Annotated in this window: 16 protein-coding genes; 12 read left to right on the forward strand and 4 right to left on the reverse strand. The window is 52.7% G+C overall.

Translation table 11 applies throughout. The annotated features are described in order from the left end of the window. Window position 1 precedes the first annotated feature (1 nt). From fliJ to rcsA, 10 genes are all read left to right on the forward strand, one after another. Window positions 2–445 (forward strand): flagellar export protein FliJ, encoded by a 444-nt coding sequence (gene fliJ, locus J4645_RS08345; protein WP_000046981.1) that lies wholly within the window; start codon window positions 2–4, stop codon window positions 443–445. Next, window positions 442–1,665 carry a flagellar hook length control protein FliK gene (gene fliK / locus J4645_RS08350; protein WP_023376955.1) on the forward strand — a complete coding sequence of 408 codons (1,224 nt, stop codon included), beginning with the start codon at window positions 442–444 and terminating at the stop codon, window positions 1,663–1,665. Before fliJ ends, fliK begins: the two co-directional genes overlap by 4 nt. Window positions 1,666–1,769: 104 nt before the next feature. Next, window positions 1,770–2,237: a flagellar basal body-associated protein FliL gene (gene fliL, locus J4645_RS08355; RefSeq protein WP_000132169.1), complete on the forward strand. Its 468-nt coding sequence runs from the start codon at window positions 1,770–1,772 to the stop codon at window positions 2,235–2,237. Window positions 2,238–2,241: 4 nt separating this feature from the next. Continuing rightward, on the forward strand, window positions 2,242–3,246 hold the full coding sequence (fliM, locus tag J4645_RS08360) for a flagellar motor switch protein FliM (RefSeq protein WP_000502811.1): 1,005 nt from the start codon (window positions 2,242–2,244) through the stop codon (window positions 3,244–3,246). After that, complete coding sequence (fliN, locus tag J4645_RS08365; RefSeq protein ID WP_001282111.1) at window positions 3,243–3,656, forward strand: flagellar motor switch protein FliN; 414 nt, start codon at window positions 3,243–3,245, stop codon at window positions 3,654–3,656. Before fliM ends, fliN begins: the two co-directional genes overlap by 4 nt. After that, window positions 3,656–4,033 carry a flagellar biosynthetic protein FliO gene (gene fliO, locus J4645_RS08370; RefSeq protein ID WP_000978280.1) on the forward strand — a complete coding sequence of 126 codons (378 nt, stop codon included), beginning with the start codon at window positions 3,656–3,658 and terminating at the stop codon, window positions 4,031–4,033. The genes fliN and fliO overlap by 1 nt, the downstream gene beginning before the upstream one ends. Then, a complete protein-coding gene (fliP, locus tag J4645_RS08375; RefSeq protein WP_001253411.1) occupies window positions 4,033–4,770 on the forward strand; it encodes a flagellar type III secretion system pore protein FliP in 738 nt (245 codons plus the stop codon). Before fliO ends, fliP begins: the two co-directional genes overlap by 1 nt. Window positions 4,771–4,779: 9 nt before the next feature. Further along, window positions 4,780–5,049, forward strand: coding sequence for a flagellar biosynthesis protein FliQ (gene fliQ / locus J4645_RS08380; protein ID WP_000187355.1), 270 nt, complete (start codon window positions 4,780–4,782; stop codon window positions 5,047–5,049). 8 nt (window positions 5,050–5,057) lie between these two features. Further along, window positions 5,058–5,852 carry a flagellar biosynthetic protein FliR gene (gene fliR, locus J4645_RS08385; protein WP_000616953.1) on the forward strand — a complete coding sequence of 265 codons (795 nt, stop codon included), beginning with the start codon at window positions 5,058–5,060 and terminating at the stop codon, window positions 5,850–5,852. Between the two features lie 281 nt (window positions 5,853–6,133). Next, window positions 6,134–6,757, forward strand: a complete 624-nt coding sequence (rcsA, locus tag J4645_RS08390) for a transcriptional regulator RcsA (protein WP_000103971.1) — start codon at window positions 6,134–6,136, stop codon at window positions 6,755–6,757. 38 nt (window positions 6,758–6,795) lie between these two features. Here the strand turns inward: rcsA and dsrB are convergent, their stop codons facing one another. Then, entirely contained in the window at window positions 6,796–6,990 is a 195-nt protein-coding gene (dsrB, locus tag J4645_RS08395) for a protein DsrB (RefSeq protein WP_000867218.1), read from the reverse strand. Window positions 6,991–7,118: 128 nt separating this feature from the next. Here dsrB and yodD point away from each other — a divergent pair, with 128 nt between their 5' ends. Together yodD and J4645_RS08405 are read left to right on the forward strand one after the other, a co-directional pair. Next, window positions 7,119–7,346, forward strand: coding sequence for a YodD family peroxide/acid resistance protein (gene yodD, locus J4645_RS08400; RefSeq protein WP_000844798.1), 228 nt, complete (start codon window positions 7,119–7,121; stop codon window positions 7,344–7,346). Window positions 7,347–7,655: 309 nt separating this feature from the next. After that, window positions 7,656–8,471, forward strand: a complete 816-nt coding sequence (locus J4645_RS08405) for a mannosyl-3-phosphoglycerate phosphatase-related protein (RefSeq protein ID WP_000948788.1) — start codon at window positions 7,656–7,658, stop codon at window positions 8,469–8,471. On the opposite strand, the gene dgcQ is transcribed toward J4645_RS08405, so the two are convergent. The 3 genes from dgcQ to J4645_RS08420 all read right to left on the reverse strand — a co-directional run bounded on the left by dgcQ (window position 8,450) and on the right by J4645_RS08420 (window position 11,506). Next, complete coding sequence (gene dgcQ / locus J4645_RS08410; protein WP_001119828.1) at window positions 8,450–10,162, reverse strand: cellulose biosynthesis regulator diguanylate cyclase DgcQ; 1,713 nt, start codon at window positions 10,160–10,162, stop codon at window positions 8,450–8,452. The two genes, J4645_RS08405 and dgcQ, sit on opposite strands and share 22 nt — an antisense overlap. Window positions 10,163–10,326: 164 nt before the next feature. Further along, window positions 10,327–10,512 carry a YodC family protein gene (locus tag J4645_RS08415; RefSeq protein ID WP_000232161.1) on the reverse strand — a complete coding sequence of 62 codons (186 nt, stop codon included), beginning with the start codon at window positions 10,510–10,512 and terminating at the stop codon, window positions 10,327–10,329. Between the two features lie 76 nt (window positions 10,513–10,588). Continuing rightward, window positions 10,589–11,506, reverse strand: coding sequence for a DUF808 domain-containing protein (locus J4645_RS08420; RefSeq protein WP_094883055.1), 918 nt, complete (start codon window positions 11,504–11,506; stop codon window positions 10,589–10,591). Between the last annotated feature and the right edge of the window lie 89 nt (window positions 11,507–11,595).

The following is an 11,595-nucleotide window of genomic DNA, read 5'->3' on the forward strand; positions in this document are numbered from 1 at the left end:
CATGGCACAACATGGCGCTCTGGAAACACTCAAAGATCTGGCCGAAAAAGAGGTAGATGATGCGGCGCGTTTACTGGGCGAAATGCGTCGCGGCTGCCAACAGGCGGAAGAACAGCTCAAAATGCTGATCGATTATCAGAATGAGTATCGCAGTAATTTGAACACCGATATGGGCAACGGCATCGCCAGTAATCGCTGGATCAACTATCAGCAGTTTATTCAGACACTGGAAAAGGCGATAGAGCAGCATCGCCTCCAGCTTACGCAGTGGACGCAAAAAGTCGACCTGGCGCTGAAGAGCTGGCGTGAGAAAAAGCAGCGACTTCAGGCCTGGCAAACCTTACAGGACCGACAAACCGCGGCAGCGCTGTTAGCTGAAAACCGCATGGATCAGAAAAAGATGGATGAATTTGCTCAGCGTGCAGCAATGAGGAAACCCGAATGATCACCCTGCCCCAACTGATCACCACCGATACCGACATGACCGCGGGTCTGACGTCAGGAAAAACCACCGGTTCAGCCGAGGACTTTCTGGCGCTCCTGGCGGGCGCGTTAGGCGCAGACGGCGCACAGGGCAAAGACGCCCGCATCACGCTGGCCGATTTACAGGCGGCAGGCGGCAAGTTATCGAAAGAGCTACTGACCCAACATGGCGAGCCGGGCCAGGCGGTGAAGCTTGCCGACCTGCTGGCGCAAAAAGCGAATGCGACGGATGAAACGCTTACCGATCTGACACAAGCGCAGCATCTACTGTCTACGCTAACGCCATCGTTGAAAACCAGCGCTCTGGCCGCACTGAGTAAGACGGCGCAGCATGACGAGAAAACGCCCGCGCTGAGCGATGAGGATCTTGCCAGTCTGAGCGCTTTATTCGCCATGCTGCCCGGACAACCTGTCGCGACGCCTGTCGCCGGAGAGACGCCGGCTGAAAATCACATCGCCTTGCCGTCACTGTTGCGCGGCGACATGCCATCGGCGCCGCAGGAAGAGACACATACGCTCTCTTTTAGCGAGCATGAAAAAGGGAAAACCGAGGCGTCGCTTGCGCGCGCCAGCGATGATCGCGCCACGGGTCCAGCACTGACGCCGCTGGTGGTCGCTGCCGCCGCGACCAGCGCGAAAGTGGAGGTGGATAGCCCGTCCGCGCCAGTAACGCATGGCGCGGCAATGCCGACGCTCAGCAGCGCCACGGCGCAACCGCAACCGCTACCTGTCGCCTCAGCCCCGGTACTCAGCGCGCCGTTAGGCAGCCATGAATGGCAGCAAACGTTCAGTCAGCAGGTCATGTTATTTACGCGTCAGGGACAGCAAAGCGCGCAGCTTCGATTGCATCCGGAAGAGTTAGGTCAGGTGCATATTTCGCTCAAGCTGGATGACAATCAGGCGCAGCTCCAGATGGTATCGCCGCACAGCCACGTCCGCGCCGCGCTGGAAGCCGCCCTGCCCATGTTACGCACTCAGTTGGCGGAAAGCGGCATTCAGTTGGGACAAAGCAGTATCAGTAGCGAAAGCTTTGCCGGACAGCAGCAGTCTTCGTCGCAACAACAGTCTGGCCGCGCCCAACACCCGGACGCGTTTGGCGCTGAAGATGACATAGCGTTAGCGGCGCCGGCCTCGCTTCAGGCCGCCGCGCGCGGCAATGGCGCAGTGGATATCTTCGCCTAACGCCAGAGGTAGCATGATTATCCGCGTCTTTTCCACGCTTTGTCGTGGACAGGACACGGGATAATCAGCCAATAAGCAGTACCGAAACAGGAAGCCCGTATCAGATGACTGACTCCGCGATTAACAAAAAGAGCAAACGCTCGATTTGGATACCTTTGCTGGTGTTGATTACCCTCGCCGCCTGCGCGACCGCCGGTTATAGCTACTGGCGTATGCAGCAGCAACCGACCACGAACGCTAAAGCGGAACCGGCTCCGCCGCCCGCGCCGGTATTTTTTGCGCTGGATACGTTTACCGTCAATTTGGGCGATGCGGATCGCGTGTTGTATATCGGCGTGACCCTGCGTCTGAAAGACGAAGCGACGCGCGCGCGATTAAATGAATATCTGCCGGAAGTGCGCAGCCGTCTGCTGTTGTTGTTTTCCCGCCAGAATGCCGCCGAGCTCTCAACAGAAGCTGGCAAACAAAAACTGATTGCCGCCATTAAAGAGACGCTGGCCGCGCCGCTCGTTGCCGGACAACCAAAACAGGTCGTCACTGACGTGCTTTATACAGCTTTTATTCTGCGGTAACGATATGGGCGATAGTATTCTTTCTCAGGCTGAAATCGATGCGCTGTTGAACGGCGACAGCGACACCAAAGACGAACCCACTCCCGGTATCGCAAGCGATAGCGATATTCGCCCTTACGATCCCAATACCCAGCGTCGCGTCGTGCGTGAACGCTTGCAGGCGCTGGAGATTATTAACGAGCGTTTCGCACGCCAGTTCCGGATGGGATTATTTAACCTGCTGCGCCGCAGCCCGGATATTACCGTGGGCGCCATACGTATTCAGCCGTATCACGAATTTGCGCGTAACCTGCCGGTACCGACCAACCTGAACCTGATCCACCTGAAGCCGCTACGCGGCACCGGGCTGGTGGTGTTCTCGCCGAGTCTGGTGTTTATTGCCGTCGATAACCTGTTCGGCGGCGACGGTCGTTTTCCGACCAAAGTCGAGGGCCGCGAGTTTACCCATACGGAACAGCGTGTCATCAACCGTATGCTGAAACTGGCGCTGGAAGGCTATAGCGACGCATGGAAAGCCATTAATCCGCTGGAAGTGGAGTATGTGCGTTCCGAAATGCAGGTGAAATTTACCAATATCACCACCTCGCCGAACGATATCGTCGTCAATACGCCGTTTCATGTGGAGATCGGCAATCTGACCGGTGAATTTAACATCTGTCTGCCATTTAGCATGATCGAGCCGCTGCGTGAGCTGTTGGTGAATCCGCCGCTGGAAAACTCGCGCCATGAAGATCAGAACTGGCGTGATAACCTGGTGCGCCAGGTTCAGCACTCTGAACTGGAGCTGGTAGCCAATTTTGCCGATATTCCGTTACGTCTTTCCCAGATTTTGAAGCTGAAACCCGGCGATGTACTGCCGATTGAAAAACCCGACCGCATTATTGCTCATGTGGACGGCGTTCCGGTACTCACCAGCCAATATGGCACCGTAAACGGACAGTATGCGCTACGCGTAGAACATTTGATCAACCCAATTTTGAATTCGCTGAATGAGGAACAGCCCAAATGAGTGACATGAATAATCCGTCCGATGAGAATACTGGCGCATTGGATGATCTGTGGGCTGACGCGTTAAACGAGCAAAAAGCGACCACCAATAAAAGCGCCGCCGACGCGGTTTTCCAACAGCTTGGCGGCGGCGATGTCAGCGGTGCTATGCAGGATATCGATCTGATTATGGATATCCCGGTCAAACTGACCGTAGAGCTGGGCCGCACGCGAATGACCATTAAAGAACTGTTGCGTCTGACGCAGGGGTCGGTCGTCGCGCTGGACGGGCTGGCGGGCGAGCCGCTGGATATCCTGATTAATGGCTACCTGATTGCCCAGGGTGAAGTGGTCGTCGTGGCGGATAAATACGGCGTACGTATCACCGATATTATTACGCCATCCGAGCGTATGCGTCGTTTGAGTCGTTAATGATGAAGACAGAAGCCACGGTTTCTCAGCCCACCGCGCCAGCCGGATCGCCGCTCATGCAGGTGAGCGGCGCATTAATTGGCATTATTGCGCTCATTCTGGCGGCGGCCTGGGTGATTAAGCGTATGGGATTCGTACCAAAAGGAAATAGCGTCCGGGGACTCAAGGTGTCAGCCAGCGCCTCGCTTGGCCCGCGCGAACGCGTGGTGATTGTCGAGGTCGAAAATGCGCGTCTGGTACTGGGCGTGACCGCCTCGCAGATCAACCTGCTGCACACCCTCCCGCCCGCGGAGAATGACACGGAAGCACCCGTTGCCCCACCGGCGGATTTCCAGAACATGATGAAGAACTTACTCAAGCGTTCCGGGAGATCCTGATGCGCCGTTTGTTATTCCTTTCTCTGGCGGGTCTGTGGCTTTTTAGTCCCGCCGCCGCTGCGCAACTGCCGGGGCTTATCAGCCAACCATTAGCGGGCGGAGGCCAAAGCTGGTCATTATCCGTCCAGACGCTGGTTTTCATCACCTCGCTGACGTTTCTGCCGGCGATTTTACTGATGATGACGAGCTTCACGCGTATCATCATTGTTTTTGGCCTGTTGCGTAACGCGCTGGGCACGCCCTCGGCACCGCCAAACCAGGTGTTACTCGGACTGGCGTTGTTTTTGACCTTTTTTATTATGTCGCCCGTCATTGACAAGATTTACGTGGACGCTTACCAGCCGTTTAGCGAGCAGAAAATTTCTATGCAGGAAGCGCTGGATAAAGGCGCGCAACCGTTACGCGCGTTCATGCTGCGCCAAACCCGCGAAGCCGATCTGGCGCTGTTTGCCCGTCTGGCCAATAGCGGTCCGTTACAGGGACCGGAAGCAGTACCGATGCGTATCCTCCTGCCCGCTTATGTCACCAGCGAATTAAAGACGGCATTTCAGATCGGTTTTACGATTTTCATCCCTTTTTTGATTATCGACCTGGTGATCGCCAGCGTATTGATGGCGTTAGGGATGATGATGGTGCCACCAGCGACAATCGCCCTACCGTTTAAGCTGATGCTGTTTGTGCTGGTCGATGGTTGGCAATTGCTTGTGGGGTCGCTGGCCCAAAGCTTTTACAGTTAGAGGCGCAAAATGACTCCTGAATCCGTCATGATGATGGGCACCGAGGCGATGAAAGTCGCTCTCGCCCTGGCTGCGCCGCTGTTACTCGTCGCGCTGATTACCGGCCTCATTATCAGCATCTTACAGGCCGCGACTCAGATTAATGAAATGACGCTGTCGTTTATCCCTAAAATCGTCGCGGTATTCATCGCAATTATCGTTGCCGGCCCGTGGATGCTCAACCTGCTGCTGGACTACGTACGCACTCTGTTCAGCAATTTACCTTATATCATCGGATAAACAGAACGATGATACAGGTTACAAGCGAGCAATGGCTATACTGGCTGCATCTCTATTTCTGGCCTTTGCTGCGCGTACTGGCGCTGATTTCAACGGCGCCAATTCTCAGCGAGCGCGCTATTCCCAAGCGGGTAAAACTGGGGTTGGGAATAATGATTACCCTTGTTATCGCGCCGTCGCTACCGGCAAACGATACGCCGCTTTTTTCTATTGCCGCCTTATGGCTGGCGATGCAACAAATTCTGATCGGTATTGCGCTGGGATTTACCATGCAATTCGCCTTTGCGGCGGTGCGTACCGCAGGTGAGTTTATCGGTCTGCAAATGGGGCTTTCCTTTGCCACCTTCGTCGACCCGGGCAGCCACCTGAATATGCCGGTTCTGGCGCGTATTATGGATATGCTCGCCATGCTACTGTTTCTCACCTTTAATGGCCATTTGTGGCTTATTTCGCTGCTGGTCGATACCTTCCATACTCTGCCCATCGGTAGTAACCCGGTGAACAGTAATGCATTTATGGCGCTCGCCAGGGCCGGAGGACTCATTTTCTTAAACGGACTGATGCTGGCATTGCCGGTCATTACCCTCCTGCTTACGCTCAACCTGGCGCTGGGGCTATTAAACCGCATGGCGCCGCAGCTCTCGATATTTGTTATCGGTTTCCCGCTTACCCTCACCGTCGGCATTATGCTGATGGCCGCGCTAATGCCATTAATTGCGCCGTTTTGCGAACATTTATTCAGCGAAATTTTCAATTTGCTTGCTGATATTGTTAGCGAGATGCCGATAAATAATAACCCATAATTTTTATCCTGTTTTACTAAGGTTTATCCGAAAATAAATTTTAAAAAACATTCACCAGGATATATCCGCTGCCCCTTATTTGTTTTTACTTCACTCACATAACGCAACATTCACTTTACTTTAAGATGATTCCTGGCAAATTATATGTAACTTTACGGGATAGTAAGTTCGCCTGAAAAACCGCGTAAGCGTTGTCTAAGGTGACTATTCGTGTTCCGTCTGATTATGGTGAGTTATTCAGGTAAGGGGAATTATCGTTACGCATTGAGTGAGGGTATGCCATGTCAACGATTATTATGGATTTATGCAGTTACACCCGGCTAGGGTTAAGCGGGTATCTGGTCAGCAGAGGGGTGAAAAAAAGGGAAATCAACGACATCGAAACCGTTGACGAACTCGCTATCGCTTGTGGCGCGCATCAGCCTTCGGTGGTGTTTATTAATGAGGACTGTTTCATTCATACGCCTTCAGACAGTCAACAAATAAAGCAAATCATTAATCAACATCCTGACACGTTATTTATTGTTTTTATGGCAATTGCTAATGTGCATTTTGATGAATATTTATTAGTAAGAAAAAACTTATTGATTAGCTCGAAATCGATTAAACCTGACTCGCTGGATACCATTCTTGGCGATATTCTGAAAAAAGAGTCGGGTATTTCAGGAACCATAAATTTACCAACATTATCGTTAAGTCGAACTGAATCCAGCATGTTGCGAATGTGGATGGAAGGTCAGGGAACCATTCAGATTTCTGACAGAATGAATATTAAAGCAAAAACAGTATCCTCCCATAAGGGGAATATAAAAAGAAAGATAAAAACACATAATAAACAAGTGATCTATCACGTAGTGCGGCTGACAGATAACGTCACTAACGGCATTTTTGTTAACATGCGCTGAGACATCCGGACTGGCAATGTACCTCCAGTCCGGCTCAATTAGTCCTGCTCCGCCTTCTCGACAAAAATACCATCCTGGTGACCTGACTCATTGAAGAACCAGATGCCGAGCGGGTAATCCTCCAGCGAAACCAGGTACATTGTGCCTTCACTAAATTCTTCCACTGCCAGTACCACGCCTGGTCGGCGGGGACCGCCGTCCGTTTTAACGGTTACCCGATCATTCACCTTCATCATTTTCCTCCTGTCGCTTTGTGCCAGTGTAGAACAATTTTCTGCGTCTGACAGCGCCTTGCCGGCGTGTTTGCTGGTTTTCTCAACGGTCTATACTTAGGCTGTCAGGAACCCGTGAGGTAGTGAAGATGAAAACGGCAAAAGAGTACAGTGATACGGCCAAGCGCGAAGTGAGCGTCGATGTAGATGCGCTACTGGCGGCCATCAATGAAATCAGCGAAAGCGAGGTTCACCGTAGCCAGGAAGATCCTGAGCGGGTGAGCGTAGACGGACGGGAATATCATACATGGCATGAATTAGCTGAAGCATTCGAGCTGGATATTCATGATTTTAGTGTAACAGAAGTAAACCGTTAAAAATGGCCGAAAAAAATCCCGGCCCTACGGGTCGGGATCAAACTTGCTTATGCAAGAAGCACTTGAAAATTCGTTACACCAGGAAATCTGATGTGAGATTTACCTTATCTGCAATTTTTTTGCATGACAAGTAAATATTTTTTACATGAATGATTAAGCGCGCTAATAGTTCGGTAGCAAAAGTGTGACAACGCATGTGCTGCCTGGAAGCGACGGGATCGGTTCCAGTTAGCGTTCGACTTCTTTCGGGTGTGCTTTAGGACTTTTCCTGGAAATAAGCCCGCCGTTGCAACGGAAAATGAGGAAAAAATGCTCTCAATCCATGACCCCTTGCTGATTTTTACCGATCTGGACGGCACATTGCTGAACAGCCACACTTTTGAGTGGCAGCCCGCGGCTCCCTGGCTTACACGCCTGCATGAAAGCGGCGTGCCCGTGATCCTCTGTAGCAGTAAAACCGCGGCTGAAATGCTTCAGCTCCAGACGACGTTAAATCTACAGGGACTGCCGCTAATTGCGGAAAACGGCGCGGTGATCCAACTGGACGTTCATTGGGAAGACCATCCCAACTATCCCCGTCTGATTGCCGGTATTTCTCACAACGAAATCCGCCTCGTCCTGCATAAATTGCGTGAAAAGGAACAGTTTAAGTTCACCACGTTTGATGACGTTGACGATCAGGTGATAAGCGAATGGACGGGCCTAAACCGGGCACAGTCTGCCCTAACCCGTCTGCATGAAGCGTCGGTGTCGCTGATCTGGCGCGATAGCGATGAACGCATGGCGCAGTTTGTCGCCCATTTAAATGACCTGGGACTGCAATTTGTCCATGGCGCCCGTTTCTGGCATGTGCTGGACGCCTCCGCCGGTAAAGATCAGGCTGCCAACTGGCTGATAGAAGCATATCGTCGGCAGTGGCGCACGCGCCCTCTGACGTTGGGGCTAGGAGACGGCCCCAATGATGCGCCCTTACTGGATGTGATGGATTATGCGGTTGTCGTTAAAGGGCTAAACCGGGAGGGCGTACATTTGCGTAACGACGATCCTCAGCGCGTCTACCGTAGCCAGAACGAAGGGCCGGATGGCTGGCGCGAAGGAATGGACTATTTCTTTTCCCGCTCCTGAGTCGCGTCGCTGGCGCAAATACGGTTGCGTCCGGACTGTTTGGCGTAATAAAGCCGTTTGTCGGCCAGCGACTGCAACTGCTCAAAATCATAGTCGCCGTATTCCTCCGCGCTACTGATCCCCATTGACGCGCTGATACGAAGCGTCGTGCTTTTCGTCACCAGAATCTCTTTGTCATTAATGCGCTGGCGTATGCGTTCGGCAATCTGCAGCGCCTGCGCTTTCGTCGCGCCGGGCAGCACGATACAAAACTCTTCGCCCCCTACCCGTCCGGCGATGTCGTGCGCTCGAATGGTGCTGCCAATGAGCCCAGCGGCATGGGACAACACGCGATCGCCTGCCTGATGACCAAAGCGATCGTTAACGCTTTTAAAATAATCTAAATCCAGCTGTATCACAGAAAATGGCTGGCGGGCTTCCCGGTAGCGCTTTGCCAGCCTGGACGCTTTTTCAAACAGCGCGCCACGGTTATATAGCCGGGTCAGCGGATCGTGCCATGCCTGCCATTGCAGCGAATTTTGCAGAACAAACATGTTTTTGACCATATGTCGAATAACGCCCCAGGAGATCAACAGCATCGCCGTAAAAAGCACCCATAACAGCGTCAGCGCGATACTAATACTGCCAAAATTCCCTTGGATGCCTTCACGTAGTGTATGCACGCGCAGCAGGACGCCATCAAAATGATCCAGCCGCTCCCAGCTTACATAATGCGTTCCTAAACGCAGCCCGCCCAGGGTATCTTTTTCTATTTCACGCGCCAGTAAGGCGCGCTCACGGTCATTTAACGTATTCGCGGTTTGTTGTTCCGGCGCGGAGTCCGTCAACAAACGGAGATGGTTATCGTATAGCTGATATTCCCCTTCAATATCCTTTTCGGCCGCATCCCGCAGGAACCGCTGTAATGACGCGACGGGAATATCCATTGCCAGTACGCCATACCAGTAATTATCGTGATCCAGCGGTAGACTGGCTGTCACTTTTTTCTGCTCGTCAGCAACATAGGGCTGTGCGGAGGTAAACCACCGCACGCCGCGCTGTGGGTTACGCCGTTGGCTTTGCTCGATAAACCAGGGCTGGGTCACGTACTGATAGTAACGGGAGACAATATCGCTACCGTACGCCGTAGGGAGAGTTGAGAGGTAAAACCCTGAGCGAGAAACATACATCGTCTCCAGCGTCAGCATGGCGGATGAGCGCGCCAGACGCGCCAGATACCCTAACTCCAGCGTGGCGGTTAATTCATTTGCCAGGTCACGACTTTCCCGCGAAAGAAGCGTCGTCCGGGCGACAAATTGATCGGAAACGCCATATAACGGCAATGTCCGCCGCTTATCCAGCTCCAGTTGCCAGAAATGTCTGACGCGTCGTTGCTCAAACTGCGTCACCGCGCTTTGCAATGCGGAAAAAGCCAGCGGCGCCACCAGCGCTTCATGCATACCGTTGCGTAAAAAGATCAACCTGTCCATGTTGAATTGCAGTTGGCGGTCAAGGACATTCGCGACGCTCCCCAGATGATTGCGCTGACTGGCGACATACGCGTCTTTCAGTATCATCACTTCCCGCCAGGTAAGTAGCGTCGAGAACAGCATCACGATCAGAAAACAGGTGTTGACGACATGACCGGGACCAAAACGCCGCGCCAGCTTTTTAAACCAGCCTTGATTATCTAACAGTGTTTCGTGCGGCACCCTGGTAACTCCTGGTTATTGATACAACGCCCCCTGATGGCTTACGGTAGCCAGACCTCATCAAGGGATACCACTCAATCCTGGCATAACCAGGTAGCAGCATGTCGCAGCGCGACGACTCTTTTTCTCCACAGCAAAACGCCCGGCATTAACCGGGCGTTTTGTCATCGGGCTTCGTCCCGCACGCGCCTTTCCTTGCCTGGCACGAGCTCATTCTCATGGAATGCCTCCCGCTTTACGCCAAAACCATCATACCAGCGACACTCTACCATTCCGCTGGAATAACCGGTGACGATCATCCGGGGCCCACCCTCTTTCACGGTAACTTCCTCACTGACAGAAAAGACCATACCTGCCTCCTGTATCAGATGAAACGTTTTCACCTTAGACGAGGATGGGCAATTTTGCATAATTCATTGTAGAAAATCAGTGCGAAACACCGCGAATTTTCGCCACACCTTTCACCAGCGCCACCACAATGGCGCCGATAATAAATCCGAGCACCAGATTCAGCCCCGCAGGGATCGTATGCGCCATGAAAGCCCCCTGCTGCTGCGCAAAATGTTCAATGGCATGGTGTAGCGGCGCAATACCGTGTACGACAATCCCGCCGCCAACCAGAAACATCGCCAGCGTACCGACAATGGATAATGCTTTCATTAACCAGGGCGCGATAATCAGCAATCCTTTACCGACGCCCTGCGCCAGCACGCTACGCTTTTCCGCCAGCCAGTACCCCATATCATCCAGTTTGACAATAATACCCACCAGGCCATACACGCCAATGGTCACAATCAACGCAATCCCCGCCAGTACCAACACCTGATTAAGCAGCGGCGCCTGCGCGACAATCCCCAGGGTAATTGCCACAATTTCAGCGGAAAGAATGAAATCGGTACGGACCGCCCCTTTTACTTTATCTTTTTCAAAGGCCAAAGGATCTTGTGCAGCCAGCGCCTCAAGACGTTTTTGCCGCTCCGCCGGGTCTTCTTTGTGTTTTCGCGCCTCAAAGGTATGCAGGACTTTTTCTACCCCTTCAAAGCAGAGAAACGCGCCGCCTAACATTAATAAAGGCGTAATGGCCCACGGGATAAATGCGCTTATCAGCAGCGCCAACGGCACCAGAATAACCTTGTTGATTAATGATCCTTTCGCCACGCTCCATACCACTGGCAGCTCGCGATTAGCACGAACGCCGGTCACCTGCTGTGCATTGAGCGACAGGTCGTCCCCCAGTACGCCCGCGGTTTTTTTCGCGGCCAATTTGCCCATTATCGAAATATCGTCCAGCAGCGTGGCGATATCGTCGAGTAATGTCAGTAAGCTACTTCCTGCCAAAATGATTTCCTCGGTCTTTTCTTCTAAGACGTTAAGTATGTAGCAAAACGCGCAATGCCGAAACCGGCGGCGCGGGTCAACGCCTTTTTATTCCA

Source organism: Salmonella sp. 32082101201600294FB01SM01, from assembly GCF_017572865.1.
Taxonomy (GTDB): Bacteria; Pseudomonadota; Gammaproteobacteria; order Enterobacterales; family Enterobacteriaceae; genus Salmonella; species Salmonella enterica.